This is a genomic window from Streptomyces sp. NPDC001904 (genome assembly GCF_040297005.1).
Classification (GTDB): domain Bacteria; phylum Actinomycetota; class Actinomycetes; order Streptomycetales; family Streptomycetaceae; genus Streptomyces.
Map to the genome: position 1 here is coordinate 1 of NZ_JBEOYI010000007.1, position 15,343 is coordinate 15,343.

The 15,343-nt window shown below is 73.0% G+C and carries 8 protein-coding genes; 2 read left to right on the forward strand and 6 right to left on the reverse strand.

What is annotated here, in order from left to right:
- Positions 1 to 1,896 (reverse strand): ATP-dependent helicase (locus ABT127_RS13315; RefSeq protein WP_351448252.1); only part of this gene is annotated, 1,896 nt, incomplete at its 3' end.
- Between the two features lie 162 nt (positions 1,897 to 2,058).
- Here ABT127_RS13315 and ABT127_RS13320 point away from each other — a divergent pair.
- Complete coding sequence (locus ABT127_RS13320) at positions 2,059 to 2,301, forward strand: mycoredoxin (RefSeq protein ID WP_255973298.1); 243 nt, start codon at positions 2,059 to 2,061, stop codon at positions 2,299 to 2,301.
- An 18-nt stretch (positions 2,302 to 2,319) separates the two neighbouring features.
- Here the strand turns inward: ABT127_RS13320 and nudC are convergent, their stop codons facing one another.
- The 5 genes from nudC to ABT127_RS13345 form a co-directional block, all read right to left on the reverse strand.
- Positions 2,320 to 3,267, reverse strand: a complete 948-nt coding sequence (gene nudC, locus ABT127_RS13325; RefSeq protein ID WP_181512662.1) for an NAD(+) diphosphatase — start codon at positions 3,265 to 3,267, stop codon at positions 2,320 to 2,322.
- A gap of 86 nt (positions 3,268 to 3,353) precedes the next feature.
- Entirely contained in the window at positions 3,354 to 4,766 is a 1,413-nt protein-coding gene (locus ABT127_RS13330) for a dipeptidase (protein ID WP_351448256.1), read from the reverse strand.
- A gap of 10 nt (positions 4,767 to 4,776) precedes the next feature.
- Entirely contained in the window at positions 4,777 to 8,322 is a 3,546-nt protein-coding gene (locus tag ABT127_RS13335; RefSeq protein ID WP_351448259.1) for a UvrD-helicase domain-containing protein, read from the reverse strand.
- A gap of 63 nt (positions 8,323 to 8,385) precedes the next feature.
- Positions 8,386 to 11,739 carry an ATP-dependent helicase gene (locus ABT127_RS13340; protein WP_351448262.1) on the reverse strand — a complete coding sequence of 1,118 codons (3,354 nt, stop codon included), beginning with the start codon at positions 11,737 to 11,739 and terminating at the stop codon, positions 8,386 to 8,388.
- A 278-nt stretch (positions 11,740 to 12,017) separates the two neighbouring features.
- Positions 12,018 to 12,383, reverse strand: a complete 366-nt coding sequence (locus ABT127_RS13345; RefSeq protein WP_351448265.1) for an MGMT family protein — start codon at positions 12,381 to 12,383, stop codon at positions 12,018 to 12,020.
- A 164-nt stretch (positions 12,384 to 12,547) separates the two neighbouring features.
- On the opposite strand from ABT127_RS13345, the gene ABT127_RS13350 reads away from it, so the two are divergent.
- Positions 12,548 to 15,325 (forward strand): lysylphosphatidylglycerol synthase domain-containing protein, encoded by a 2,778-nt coding sequence (locus ABT127_RS13350; protein WP_351448267.1) that lies wholly within the window; start codon positions 12,548 to 12,550, stop codon positions 15,323 to 15,325.
- The last annotated feature ends 18 nt before the right edge of the window (positions 15,326 to 15,343 follow it).

Consider the following 15,343-nt stretch of genomic DNA (forward strand, 5'->3'; position numbering starts at 1 on the left):
CCCGCCCCCCAGCTCCGGTGGCCCCCGCGGGGGGGGCCCCGGCGCCGGACCCCCCCCGGGCGTGGCCGCCCCCAGCGCGTGCTCGACGCCGCCGCGCCCGCCGCCCGCACCGCGCCCGGCCGGACCGGTGGAGCCCGGCCGCAGTCCGTCGAGGAAGCGGCTCGCCCTGCGATTCGGGCGGCCGCCCGGCGAGCGGGACAGCGCCCAGGAAATGCCCAGGTGGCGCCGTGCGCGCGTCACGCCGACGTACAGGAGCCGACGCTCCTCCTCGACCTGCTCGTCGGTCTTGGCGTACGAGATCGGCATCATGCCCTCGGCCACCCCGACCAGGAACACCGCGTCCCACTCCAGGCCCTTCGCCGCGTGCAGCGACGCGAGCGTGACGCCGTCCACCGCGGGGGCGTGCTGGGCGTTCGCCCGCTCGTCGAGTTCGGTGACGAGGTCGGCCAGGGTCGCGGCGGGCTTGGCGCGCGCGAAGTCCTCGGCGAGCCGGGCGAGGGCGGCGAGGGACTCCCAGCGCTCGCGCACGGCACCCGATCCGGCGGGCGGCTGATTCGTCCAGCCCTCGCCGGATAGGACGGCTCGCACCTGGGAGGGCAGGTCGACGGCCTCGTCGAGCCCCGCGTCGTTGCCGCCGAAGCGGGCCGCCGCGCGCAGGGAGTGGCCGGCCTTGCGCACCTCGGGCCGCTCGAAGAAGCGCTCCGCACCGCGCAGCTGGTAGGGCACGCCCGCGTCGGCCAGGGCCTGCTCGTAGATCTCCGACTGGCCGTTGGTCCGGAACAGGATCGCGATCTCGCCCGCGGAGACGCCGGAGGAGATCAGCTCGCGGATGCGGCCGGCCGCGCCCTCGGCCTCGGTGGGCTCGTCGACGTATTCCACGTAGACCGGCTCGGGTCCGGCCTCGCGCTGGGAGATCAGTTCGAGCCGGTGCTCGGCGGCGCGGCCCTTGGCCCGGGCCAGCACGCCATTGGCCAGATGCACGACCTGGGGTGTCGAGCGGTAGTCGCGGACCAGCTTGACGACCGTGGCGCCGGGGTGGCGGGTGCGGAAGTTCAGCAGGTGGTCCGGGGTGGCGCCGGTGAAGGAGTAGATCGTCTGGCTGGCGTCGCCCACGACGCACAGGCTGTCCCGGTCACCGAGCCACAGGTCGAGCAGTCGCTGCTGGAGCGGGCTGACGTCCTGGTACTCGTCGACCACGAAGTGCTGGTACTGGGCCCGGACCTGCTCGGCGATGTCCTGCCGGTCCTGCAGCACACCGACGGTCAGCAGCAGGACGTCCTCGAAGTCGATGACGCCCCGGTCGCGCTTGAGGGTCTCGTAGTCGGAGTAGATCTGGGCGATCTCGGCGGGGTGGCGGGGGGTCTCACGGGCCGCCTTGTGGGCCGCGGCCGCATAGTCGCCGGGGACGGTCTGGGTGACCTTGGACCATTCGATCTCGGCGGTCACGTCGCGCAGCTCGCCCCGGTCCAGGCGGAGCCGGGAGGCGGCCGCTGCGTCGGCGACGAGCTGGATCTTGCGGTCGACGAGCCGGGGCAGGTCGCCACCGACCGCTTTCGGCCAGAAGAACTGGAGCTGGCGCAGGGCCGCCGAGTGGAAGGTGCGGGCCTGCACTCCCCCCGCGCCGAGCTGCCGGAGCCGGCCGCGCATCTCTCCCGCGGCGCGGTTGGTGAAGGTGACGGCGAGGACCGTGTTGGGCTGGAGGATCCCGGCGCGGACGCCGTACGCGATGCGATGGGTGATCGCGCGCGTCTTGCCCGTGCCGGCACCCGCGAGCACACACACCGGACCGTGCAGGGCCGTCGCGACGGCGCGCTGCTCGGGGTCGAGCCCGTCGAGCACCGCGTCGGCCGATTCCGGGACCTGCGGGAACAGGGTGGAGTGCGTTGCTGCTGTCACCCCGCCATGCTGCCAGGTCCGCGGGGCCGGATGCGTCGCGTTGTCCACAGGCAGCGGGTGCCGGTCGTACTAATGCGCCCGACGTGCGGGAATGGGCGCCCGGTCGCGTACGTTCAACTCCTTGCGAACACGCATCCCCAGCCACGAAGGAGCGCGAGGAACATGCCGGGCACTGTGACGATGTACAGCACCACCTGGTGCGGCTACTGCCAGCGGTTGAAGAAGCAGATGGACCGCGAGGGCATCGCGTACAGCGAGATCAACATCGAGCACGACCCGGAGTCGGCGGCGTTCGTCGAGAAGGCGAACGGCGGGAACCAGACGGTCCCCACCGTCCTCTTCGACGACGGTTCGACGCTCACCAATCCCTCGCTGGCTCAGGTCAAGCAGAAGATCGGCGCCTGAGGCCCCCGGCGCCGGGGCCTACAGCGCGTCGCTGGGCTTCGGCAGGGGCTTGCCGTACCAGAGCTCGATCAGGCGGGCCGCAATCGAGATGCCGTAGGGAGGGACGACCTCCTCGGACTCGAAGGCGGCCCGCAGGTCGTCGCGGGAGAACCAGCGGGCCTCGTGGATCTCGTCCCCGTCCACGTTGATCTCCGTGGAGGTGGCCTGGGCCATGAAGCCCAGCATCAGGCTGGACGGGAACGGCCAGGGCTGGCTGGCGACGTACTCGACGTCTCCCACGACGACACCGGCCTCCTCCCACACCTCGCGGCGGACCGACTGCTCGATGGACTCGCCGGGCTCCACGAACCCCGCGAGCGTCGAGAAGCGGCCTTCGGGCCAGTGCACCTGGCGGCCGAGCAGGATGCGGTCCTGCTCGTCCGTGACGGCCATGATCACGGCCGGGTCGGTGCGGGGGTAGTGCTCGGCCCCGCAGGCCTGGCAGCGGCGGATGTGGCCCGCCGCGGCGATGACGGTGCGCTCGCCGCAGCGGGAGCAGAAGCGGTGCAGCCGCTGCCAGTTCTCCAGGGCGACGGCGTGCGCCATCAGGCCCGCGTCGCGGTGGGAGAGCAGCAGTCCGGCCTCGCGCAGGCCGGCCGGGCGCGCGGACTGGTCCATGCGGCCGGGAAGCGTGTCCTTCTGGAGCGCGAAGTAGCTGATGCCGTCGTCGTCGGTGCCCAGGAAGTAGCGGTGTGCCTCGGTGAGCGGTGCTTCGAAGGCCGGCGTCATGACCAGTTCCGTCGCGCCGTCCGAGGTCTCGTCGATCAGCGCCTGACCGCCGGAGACCACGAAGACCCGGGTCGTGGGGTGGCTCCAGGCGGCGGCGAGCCACGCCTCGTCGAGGCGGTGGTGCGCGGCGCGGTCGATGCCGCTGGGGGCGGCGAGCGAGAGCGGTCGGTCGGCGGTGCGGTCGGTCCAGGTGGTCACGGGTGCTTCCAACTCCCCCGGTGGAATGGATGGTTCGGCAGGCGGTTCAGCAGGAGATACGGCGCGGCGGGTGCGGGGTGCGTCGGTCACGGAGCATCTGCCCAGCTCTCGGCGAGATCGCCCCACAGGTGGGCGGCTGTTTCCACACCCTTCATCAGGAGGTCGAGTTCGACCTTCTCGTTCGGGGCGTGCCAGCCGTCCGACGGGACCGAGATGCCCAGGAACAGCACGGGGGCGTCGAGGACGTCCTGGAGGTCGGCGGCGGGGCCCGAGCCGCCTTCGCGCGTGAAGCGGATCTTCTGCTCGAAGGCCTTCCCCATGGCGCGGACGACGGACTGCAGGGCGGGGTGGTCGAGCGGGGTGAGGCAGGGCCGGGTGGCGGCCCCGAAGGTGATCTCGTGGCGGACACCGGCGGGCAGCTGGTCGGCGACCCAGGCGGTGACGGCCTTCTCGACGTGGTCGGGGTCCTGCCCCGCGACCAGCCGGAAGGAGAGCTTGAGCTGGGCGGACGTCGGCACGATGGTCTTGCCGCCGGGGCCCTGGTAGCCGCCGCCGATGCCGTTGACCTCCGCCGTGGGCCGGGCCCAGATGCGCTCCAGGGTGGTGTGTCCCGCCTCCCCGTGGGTGGCGTGGGACTTCGCGGTGCGCAGCCACTGCTCCTCGTCGAAGGGCAGCTCGGCGAAGAGTTCGCGCTCGCGGTCGGTGAGCTCGACGATGCCGTCGTAGAAGCCGGGGACGGCCACGCGCGCGTGCTCGTCGTGCAGCGCGGCGACCAGCCGGGCGGCGGCGGTCGCCGGGTTCGGCACGGCCCCGCCGAACGAGCCGGAGTGGATGTCCTGGTCGGGCCCGTACAGCTCGATCTCGCAGTCGGCGAGGCCCCGCATCCCGGTGCAGACCGTGGGGGTGTCCTCGGACCACATGCCGGTGTCGGAGACGATCACCGCGTCGGCGGTGAGGCGCTCCTTGCGGGCCTCGATCAGCTCCCGGAAGTGCGGGGAGCCGGACTCCTCCTCGCCCTCGACGAGCAGCTTCAGGTTGACCGCGGGGGCGGTGCGGCCGGTGGCGGCGAGGTGGGCGCGCACACCGAGTGTGTGGAAGAACACCTGCCCCTTGTCGTCGGCCGCCCCGCGCGCGTGGAGGCGGTTCCCCACGACGACGGGCTCGAAGGGGTCGGTGTCCCAGCCGTCCTCACGGGCGGCGGGCTGCACGTCGTGGTGTCCGTAGACCAGGACCGTGGGGGCCTCGGGGTCGCCGGAGGGCCACTCGGCGAAGACGGCGGGGGCCCCGGCCGTCGGCCACACCTCGGTGGTCGGGAAGCCGGTCTCGGCCAGCTTGGCGGCGAGCCAGTCGGCGCTGCGCCGCACGTCCGGGGCGTGGTCGGGCTGGGCGGACACGGAGGGGATCCGCAGCCATGCGGCCAGGTCGTCGAGGAACGCCTCGCGGTGGTCCTCGATGTACGCACGGACAGTGCTGACGGCGTTGTCAACGGGCTTGCTCATGGTCACGAGCCTAGTCCCCCGCGGAGGGGTGCTCGTCCGGCGGCTCCTCGACGACCTGCGGATCCCGGGTGAGCAGCCGCTCCAGCTCCGCCCGGCCGGGCAGGCTGCGCGGTCGTACCGTCTCCCCGGTGCGGACGTACAGGAAGGCGGCGTCCACCGATTCCGGCGGTACCCCCTGCCGCTCGGCCCAGGCGAGCCGGTAGATGGCGAGCTGCAGCGGGTCGGCGTTCTGCTGGTGGCCGGTCTTCCAGTCGACGATCTCGTACGTCGTCTCCTCGCCGTCGCCCTCCTTGTAGACGGCGTCGATGCGGCCGCGGACGACGCGGCCCGCGATGGCCAGCTGGAAGGGGAGCTCCACCCGGTGCGGGGTGCGGTGGGCGTACGGAGTGCGTTCGAAGGCCTCCTTGAGCGCTTCCAGGTCGCGCTCGTCGGCGATCTCCGCGTCGCTCCCGGGCAGCTCCTCGGGGTCGATCATGGGCAGCCGCAGCTCTTCGAAGCGGGATTCGACCCAGGCGTGGAAGCGGGTGCCCCGGCGGGCCGCGGGCTGGGGCGGGCTGGGCATGGGCCGCACCAGTTCCTGGGCGAAGCCGTCGGGGTCGGCGGCGATCCGCATCAACTGGTAGGCGGTGAGCGACTGGGGCAGGGGCACCTCGCGCACGGCCGCGCGGGCGCGCATCAGCTCTCCGGCGAGGGCGTCCAGGTCGCGGTCCCAGGAGTCGATGGTGCGGGCCTCTTCCGGAGTGAGGTCGTTCTCCGGGGCGTGCGCGGGGTGCGGGACCGTCGCGGTCTGCGGTGGGGGCACGCGCGCGTGGTGCGCTGTTTCCGGGTCCGGGGCTTCGGGTCGGGGCGTCGGGTGCGGGACCTTGGGGCGCTCGGTGGGCAGGTTCTCCCAGTCGTCGGGGACCTCCTCGTCCGGCACGGGGGGTTCGTCCTCGCCGAAGGCGTCGTCGTCCGGCGGGGGCGGCCAGTCGGGGTCCTCGAAGGGCGGCTCGTCGTGGGCGGCGGGGTGGGGCTGGGTGTGGGCGCGCGCCTGCGCGGGGCCCGCCGCGCGCTCCAGGTGGGCGAGGACGGTGTCGGCCGCCGCGCGCCGCCGGGCGAGGGACACCTCGTCGAGCGGCAGCGGCCAGGCCTGTTCGGCCGACGCCTCCTGAAGGGCCGGGTTCTCCTCCTCGTCGTCCGGTTCGTCCGCCCAGACCTCGATGTCGCCGTGGCCGGTGGCGCAGTGGTCGTACAGCGCCTGGAGGAAGTCGGAGGGGCCGCGCTTCTTCTTCTGGGACGGCCCCCACCAGTGGCCGGAGCCGAGCAGCAGGCTGCGGGGGCGCGTGAACGTGACGTAGCCCAGGCGCAGTTCCTCGGTGTGCTGGTGGTCCTTCATGTCGGCCTGGAAGGCCTTCATGCTCCTGGAGTCCCACGCCTCGATGTCGGGCAGGGTGGCGGCGTCACCGCGCAGCGCGTGCGGCAGCACCTTGCCCTGGGCGGTCCACTTCTCGCGGCCCTGGGTGCTCGGGAACGTGCCGTTCACGAGTCCGGGGACGGCGACGACGTCCCATTCGAGGCCCTTGGACTTGTGGGCGGTGAGCACCTTCACGGTGTTCTCGCCGCCCGGCAGCGCGTTGTCCAGGCCCTTCTCGTACTGGGCGGCGGTGCGCAGGAACGCGAGGAAGGCGAGCAGGGTCGCGGAGCCGTCGTTGGCCGCGAAGGAGGCCGCGACGTCCAGGAAGTTGGACAGCGTCTCGCGTCGGCGGGCCGCCAGCGCGTGCGGAGACGCCGAGAGCTCGACCTCCAGGCCGGTGACCGCCAGGACCCGGTGCAGTACGTCCATCAGCGGGTCGGACAACGAGCGGCGCAGGTCGCGCAGTTCGGTGGCGAGGCGGGCGAAGCGCACGCGCGCGTCCGGGGAGAACGGCAGCCCGTCGTCGTCCCCGTCGGCCTCCAGGGAGGTCTCCAGGAACGTGTCGAGCGCGTCCGCCAGCGATATCACCTCGGACGGGTCGACTCCCTCGACCGCCTCGGCCAGGCGCCGGTCCGGGTCGTCGGCGTCGTCGAGGGCGCCCCCGCGCGCGTGCGACACCAGCAGGCGCGCACGACGCCCGAGGAGCGCCAGGTCGCGTGGGCCGATGCGCCAGCGCGGACCGGTCAGGACGCGCACCAGGGCCGCGTTGGCACCGGGATCCTGGAGCACTTCGCACACGGAGACCAGGTCGGCGACCTCCGGGAGATGCAGCAGGCCGGAGAGGCCGACCACTTCTACGGGGACGTCGCGGGCGACGAGCGCGCCCTGGATCTCGGCGAAGTCGGTCGCGGTGCGGCACAGGACGGCGATCTCGCCGGGCGCCGTGCCGGTGGCGACGAGATGGGCGACGGAGTCGGCGAGCCAGTCCATCTCCTCGCTGTGGGTGCGCAGGAGGGCGCAGCGCACCACTCCGTCGCGCTCGGCACCGGGGGCGGGCCGCAGGGCCTCCACGCCCGCGTGCATCGCGCGCAGCGGCTCGGCGAGACCGTTGGCGAGGTCGAGCAGCCGGCCGCCGCTGCGGCGGTTCTCACTGAGCGCGAAGCGGGTGGCGGGGCGGCCGTCGGCGTACGCGAAGTGCTCGGGGAAGTCGTCGAGGTTGGCGACGGAGGCGCCGCGCCATCCGTAGATCGCCTGGCAGGGGTCGCCCACGGCGGTGACGGCGTGGCCGGTGCCGCCGCCGAACAGGCCCGCCAGCAGGATCCGCTGGGCCACGGAGGTGTCCTGGTACTCGTCGAGCAGCACGACCCGGAACTCGTCGCGCAGGATCTCCCCGACCTCGGCCCGGGTGTCGGCGAGCGTGGCGGACAGGGCGATCTGGTCGCCGAAGTCGAGGACGTCCCGGGTGCGCTTGGCGGCCCGGTAGTGCCCCACCAGCTCGGCCAGCTCCAGCCGGGCGGCCGCGGCTTCGGGCACCTTCCGCAGATCGGCGTTGCTGAGCTTGACGCCGTCCAGGGTGTGCAGCAGGTCCTGGTCGTGGGCGCGCAGTCTGCCCGGTGGTACGAGGTGTTCCGCCAGCTCTCCGTCGAGGGCGAGCAGATCGCTGACGAGGTCGGCGAAGGAGCGGGTGAGCGCCGGGTACGGGCCCGGCGCCTCGCGCAGCACGCGCGCGGCGAGCTGGAAGCGGGTGGCGTCGGCCAGCAGCCGTGTCGTCGGTTCGAGCCCGATGCGCAGGCCGTGGTCGGTCAGGAGGCGGCCGGCGAAGGCGTGGTACGTGGAGATCACCGGCTCGCCCGGAGGGTTGTCCGGATCGATGGCGTCGGGGTCGGTGACGCCCGCCCTGATCAGGGCCTTGCGGACGCGCTCGGCCAGCTCGCCCGCGGCCTTGTTGGTGAAGGTGAGGCCGAGCACCTGCTCGGGCGCGACCTGTCCGGTGCCCACCAGCCAGACCACGCGCGCGGCCATCACCGTCGTCTTGCCGGAACCGGCTCCGGCCACGATCACCTGCGGGGCGGGCGGCGCCGTGATGCAGGCCATCTGCTCCGGGGTGAACGGGATGCCCAGCAGCTCCTTGAGCTGCTCGGGGTCGGTGAGGCGTGTGGTCACCTCATCGAGGCTAACCGGCACCACCGACAGCACCCGCCCGTTCCGCCGCGGCGGAGGCGCACGTCACTCCACGACGTGCTTGCCCTCGGGCCGCGCGCTGCACGAGGCCCGGAAGGCGCAGTGGGTGCAGTGCTGGCCGGCGGTCGGCGCGAACCGCTCGTCGAGGACCTTGCCCGCCGCGGTGGCGAGGAGGTCACCGACCCACTCCCCCTCGAGCGGCTCCTGCGCCTGCACCTTGGGGAGGATCTCCCCGCCGTCCTTCTTCGCGGCGCCCTGCCGCAACTGCACCAGTTCGGCGCCACCGGGGTGCGGGCGGGCGCCGTCGAACGGCTCGTCGACGGCCCCCTCGGTCACGGCGAGCTGGTAGACGGCGAGCTGCGGATGGTGGGCGACGTCGGCGGCGCTGGGCGCCTGCTTGCCGGTCTTGAAGTCGACCACGTAGGCGCGGCCTTCGGCGTCCCGCTCGACGCGGTCCATGGAGCCGCGGATGCGTACCTCGTAGGAGCCCGCTTCCAGCGTCACGTCGAAATCGTGCTCACTTGCGACGGGGGTGCGTCCGCCCCGGTCCATGACGTGCCACTGGAGGAAGCGCTCCAGCGCCACGCGCGCGTTCTCCTTCTCCTGGGCCGATTTCCAGGGGGCGTCGAAGGCGAGGGCGTCCCACACGGAGTCGAGGCGTTCCATGAGGACGGCCAGGTCGGCGGGGGTGCGTCCGGACGCGACCTCGTCGGCGAGGACGTGCACGACGTTGCCGAACCCCTGGGCCGCGGTGGCGGGCGCGTCGGCCTTGACCTCGCGGCCCAGGAACCACTGCAGGGCGCAGGTGTTGGCGAGCTGGTCGAGAGCGCTGCCCGAGAGCACGACGGGCTTGTCGCGGTCGCGCAGCGGGACCTTGCTCTCGGTCGGCTCGTACATGCCCCACCAGCGGTACGGGTGGGCGGACGGCACCAGGGGCCTGCCGTCGTCGTCGCTGAGCGCGGCGAGCCGGGCCAGGCGGCGGGCGGCGGCCTCGCGCAGCGCGTCGGACACGCGCGGGTCGACCGTCGTAGCGCGCAGCTCGGCGACGAGCGCGGCGACGGACAGCGGGCGGCGCGGGCGCCCCGCGACGTCCTTGGGCTCGACGCCGAGTTCGGTCAGGAACCGGGATGGCTGGTCCCCGTCGTCCGCGGGCGCCTTCACCGCGGTGACGACAAGCCGCTCCCGCGCGCGCGTGGCGGCCACGTAGAAGAGGCGGCGTTCCTCGGCGAGCAGCGCGCCGGGGGTGAGTGGTTCGGCCAGTCCGTCGCGTCCGATGCGGTCGGCCTCGAGGAGGGAGCCGCGGCGGCGCAGATCGGGCCACAGGCCCTCCTGGACGCCCGCGACGACGACGAGCCGCCATTCCAGGCCCTTGGAGCGGTGGGCGGTCATGAGGCGGACGGCGTCGGGCCGCACCGCGCGCCCGGCGAGTGTGTCGGCGGCGATGTCCTGGGCCTCGATCTCCTCCAGGAAGTTGCGCGCGCCGCTGCCGCCGGTGCGCTCCTCCGCGCGTGAGGCGACGGCGAACAGCGCACACACGGCGTCCAGGTCGCGGTCGGCGTTGCGGCCCGCCGCGCCGCCGCGCCGGGCGGACCGCTCCAGGCGCTGGGGCCAGGGCGTGCCGTTCCACAGCTCCCAGAGGGCCTCCTCCGCGGTGCCGCCGTCGGTGAGTCTCGCGCGGGCCCGTGCGAGCAGGGCGCCCAGGCGCTGCGCACCGCGCGCGTACGACGGATCGTGCACGGCGAGGCGCTCGGGCTCGGCGAGCGCGCGTGCGAGCAGGTCGTCGGAGGGCGGCGGCAGAGGGTTGCCGCCGGTCCGTTCCTCCTCGCGCAGGGCGCGTCCGAGGCGGCGCAGATCCGCGGCGTCCATACCGGCGAGCGGCGAGCCCAGCAGCGTGAGAGCGGTCTCGGTGTCCAGCCAGCAGGTCGCTCCGGAGGCCGCCGTATCGGAATCCTCCGAGACCTCGGAACCCTCCGAGTCCTCCGATGCGGTTTCCGCGGGGCTGTGCGCGACCGCCTTCAGCGCGGTGAGCAGCGGCATGACCGCAGGCTCGTGGCGCAGCGGCAGGTCGTCGCCGTCTATGTCCACCGGAACGCCGGCCGCCGTGAGAGCTCGCCGCACGGACGGGATGCCGCGCGCGCCCGCGCGCACCAGCACGGCCATGTCGCTCCACGGGACGCCGTCCTCCAGGTGCGCACGGCGCAGGATGTCCGCGATGTTGTCCAGCTCCGCGCCGGAGGTCGGGTACGTGTAGACCTCGGCCCGGCCGCCGTCGCGCACGGGGCCGAGGTCGCGGTGGGCGCGCACCTTGTCCGCGGGCAGCCGGGTCAGCGGCATCCGCTGGGTGATGCGCCGGGTGGCGTCCAGGAGGCGGGCGCCCGAGCGGCGGGACGTGGTGAGCACCTCGACCGGCGCCGGGGCACCGGCCGTCCCCCGGAGGGACTGCGGGAAGGCCTGCGGGAAGTCCAGGATGCCGTTGACGTCCGCGCCGCGGAACGCGTAGATCGACTGGTCCGGGTCGCCGAACGCGACCAGGGTGCGGCCGCCCCCGGCGAGGGCCTGGAGCAGTCGCACCTGGGCCGGATCGGTGTCCTGGTACTCGTCGACGAACACGGCGTCGTACTGGGCGGCCAGCTGCTCGGCGACCTCGGTGCGGTGGGCGAGGAGGACCGCGCGCTGCACCAGCTCCGCGTAGTCGAGCACGCCCTGCATGTCGAGGACGTCCAGGTACTCGGCCAGGAAGGTGGCGGCCGCGCCCCAGTCCGGGCGGCCGATGCGCCGGGCGAAGGAGTCCAGGGCCGCGGGTCCGAGACCCAGCTCACGGCTGCGGGCGAGCACCGCGCGCACCTCGTCCGCGAAACCGCGCGTGGTGAGACAGGCACGCAGCTCGTCGGGCCAGCGCACATGGGCGAGCCCGGCCCGCTCCAGGTCGATCTGGCCCGCGAGCAGTTCCCGTACGGTGACGTCCTGCTCGGGGCCGGACAGCAGGCGCAGGGGCTCGGCGAAGAGGTCGGCGTCCTGGTGGGCGCGGACGAGGGCGTAGCAGAACGAGTGGAACGTCGTCGCCTGCGGGGCGCGCGCCGCTCCGATGCGCAGCCCCATGCGGTCGCGGAGCTCGACGGCGGCCTTCCGGCTGAACGTGAGCACCAGGATGCGCGCGGGTTCGACGCCCTCGGCGATGCGGGTCGCGACGGCCTCCACCAGCGTGGTGGTCTTGCCGGTGCCCGGTCCGGCCAGCACCAGCAGGGGGCCTCGGGCGTGGTCAACCACCGCACGCTGACGTGCGTCCAGACGAGGGGGGTCCACGGGCGCCGGCGGGGTACGCACCAGTCGGTACGCGCCGGGCATCCCCTGTCGAGCCTGGTGCTGCGACAGGTAGCGGGTGGACGAAGAGGAGCTCACGTGGATCGCTGGTCCTGGTGGGTGTGCTGGTGGTCGACGCGCCGTCCGCGCGAGGCGGTGGCCGCGGGGTGAGGGAGGTGTCTGTCATCGACGGTGCCGTCGACGCTACGCCGTCGAGTGTGGCGGAAGCCGGGCTTCCGGCGCCTGTCCCGGACCCCGTACGGCACAGGTGTGCGCTGTCTCACGAACGGACACGGTCCCCTCGAAGTGCCCCGCGCGTCCCGCTTCCCCCGGACGGGCCACCGGTACCCCGCCCGCGCGCGGGATGGCGGAAGCTGTCAATTGTGAGCTTCCGTACGAGTCTGCCCGTCCCACCGAGCCCGCTTCATGTCGAGGCGCGGCAGGTGGCCCGCGGCGGCGCGGGAGGCCTCACGCAGCGGGGTGTTCTCCTCCCGGTAGTGGTCGAGCGCCCGCAGCTCGTGGCCGGGGAGCATCGCTCCGTCGGAGCGCACGACGCGCCACCACGGCACCGCTCCCCCGTAGAGGGACATCACCCGGCCGACCTGGCGCGGCCCGCCCTCCTCCAGCCACTCGGCGACATCCCCGTACGTCATGACGCGCCCGGGCGGAATGAGCTCCGCCACCTCCAGCACCCGCTCCGCGTACTCGGGAAGTTCTCCGGCCGGCTCGCTCTCCTCGCTCATCCGACCCATCCTGCCGCACGGCACCGACAACACCGAGGGAGTGACGGGTCGCGCCCTGGACAGATGTACGAGAAGGCGCTTGCTGACGACTCCGCGCCCCACGGATGCACCCTGATGCCTCCCTACGGCCATGGGACATGCCACCATCGTGCGGGCGGTGACTGGTGATACGAGATCAAGAAGAGACGACGGAGCAGAGCGTGCACCCCGACAAGGCGGAGGGCACCTCTGTGGCACCGGCACGCCCTGAGGAAACGGCCGAGAAAGCCACGGAGGCCGAGGCGGAGACCAAGCACGAGCAGCCGCTGCACGACCCGGACTGCGTCGACGCGGACGCGCACGCGGAACGGGTCGACGGCGACGAACCGCTGCTCCCCGCGCGCGTGCACCGTCCGTCCGACCTCATGCGCCTGCTCGCGGGACTGCTGGCGGTCGTGGTGCTGCTGGCCATCGCCGCGTTCGCGCACGCCACGACGACCGGTTTCGCCCAGGACATCAACAAGGGCACCGAGCAGGCCCCCGACCTGCTGACCAAGTTCGCCGGGTTCGCGTCGAGCATCGCCATCCTGCTGGTTCCGGTGGCGTTCGCCATCGAACGGCTCATCAAACGGGACGGGCTGCGGATCGCCGACGGCGTGCTCGCCGCGGTGCTGGCCCACGGGGTGACGCTCGCGACGGATCTGTGGGTCGCCAAGGCCGCACCCCAGTCCATCCAGGACGCGCTCACGAAGGTCTCGCCGAGCGACATCCACGCGCTCACCGATCCGGTGCACGGCTATCTGGCGCCCGTCATCGCCTACATGACAGCCGTGGGCATGTCCCGAAGACCACGATGGCGCGTCGTGCTGTGGGTGGTGCTGCTGCTCGACGCGTTCACGATGCTGGTCACCGGCTACACGACACCGTTCTCGATCATCCTGACGATCCTCATCGGCTGGACCGTCGCCTACGGCACGCTGTACGCGGTCGGCTCCCCCAATGTGCGCCCCACCGGGCAGACGCTCCTGGCGGGCCTGCGCCATGTCGGCTTCCACCCCGTCAGCGCCTCCCGCGAAGAGGCGCACGAGGGCACCACGGAGAACGGCGACCGGGGACGGCGCTACTTCGTCACCCTGGAGGACGGCCCCCCACTCGACGTCACCGTGGTCGACCGGGAACAGCAGGCGCAGGGTTTCTTCTACCGCGTGTGGCGACGGCTGACGCTGCGCGGCATCACCCAGCGCCGCAGCCTGCAATCGCTGCGCCAGGCGCTGGAGCAGGAGGCGCTGCTCGCCTACGCGGCGATCTCCGCGGGGGCGAACGCCCCGAAGCTGATCGCCACGTCCGAGCTGGGCCCCGACGCCGTGATGCTCGTCTACGAGCACATCGGCGGCCGCTCCCTCGACGCGATCCCGGACGAGGAGATCACCGACGACCTGCTGCGCGACACCTGGCACCAGGTGCAGTCGCTCCAGTCGCGGCGGATCGCGCACCGGCGGCTCGCGGGCGACGCGATTCTGGTGGATCGTTCCGGCACGGTGATCCTGACGGATCTGCGCGGTGGCGAGATCGCGGCCGGCGAGCTGGTGCTGCGGATGGACATCGCGCAGATGGTCACCACGCTCGGCCTGCGCGTGGGCGCCGAACGGGCGGTCGCCTCGGCGGTGGGGGTCCTCGGCCCCGACCCCGTCGCCGACTGTCTGCCGCTGCTGCAGCCGATCGCCCTCACCCGCTCCACCAGGGCGACGCTGCGCAGGCTGGGACGCGAGCGCGCCCAGCGTGAGCGCGAGGCCGTCCTGGAGGCGTCCGACCGGGCCAAGGAGGCCCGTCTGGAGGCGTCCGCCCAGACCGAGACCGACGCCAAGAAGTCCGTACGGGCCGAGAAGAAGTCCGAGAAGGCAGAGAAGAAGTCCGAGAAGCGGGCCCTGGACGAAGCCTTGGACGAGGCCCGCGAGGAGGATCTGCTCACCCAGATCCGCCATCAGGTGCTCCGCATCAGGCCGCAGGCACCCGTCGAACCGGCCCGCCTGGAGCGCATCAAGCCGCGCACGCTGATCAGCTTCATCGCCGGCGCGATCGGCGCGTACTTCCTGCTGTCGCAGCTCACGCACATCGACTTCGGTTCCCTCGTCGACGAGGCCGAGTGGGGCTGGGTCGGACTCGCGGTGGTCTTCTCCGCGCTCAGCTACGTGGCCGCGGCGATGAGCCTGCTGGGCTTCGTGCCGGAGCGGGTGCCCTTCATGCGGACCGTCGCGGCGCAGGTCGCGGGGTCGTTCGTGAAGATCGTGGCTCCCGCGGCGGTCGGCGGCGTGGCGCTCAACACGCGCTTCCTCCAGCGGGCCGGAGTCCGTCCGGGCCTGGCGGTCGCCAGTGTCGGCGCCTCGCAGCTGTTCGGCATGTGCAGCCACATCCTGCTGCTGCTGACGTTCGGCTATCTGACGGGGACGGAGAAGACGCCCTCCCTGTCGCCTTCGCGGACCGTCATCGCCGGTCTGCTGACGGTCGCGGTGCTCGTCCTCGTGGTGACGTCGATCCCCTTCCTGCGGAAATTCGTCGTCACGCGCGTGAGGTCGCTGTTCGCCGGCGTCGTGCCGCGCATGCTCGACGTGCTCCAGCGGCCGCGGAAGCTGGTCACCGGCATCGGCGGCATGCTGCTGCTGACGGCCTGCTTCGTGATGTGCCTGGACGCCTCGATCCGCGCCTTCGGCGACGAGACCACGAGCCTGAGCCTGGCCAGCGTGGCGGTCGTCTTCCTGGCCGGCAACGCGCTCGGTTCGGCCGCGCCGACGCCGGGCGGCGTGGGCGCCGTCGAGGCGACGCTGACGGTCGGTCTGATCGCGATCGGCCTCCCTAAGGAAGTGGCCGCTCCCGCGGTGCTCCTGTACCGGCTGCTCACCCTGTGGCTGCCCGTCCTGCCCGGGTGGCTGTTCTTCAACCACCTGACCCGCAAGGGCGCTCTGTAGGGAGCCCGTCGCCGGGCG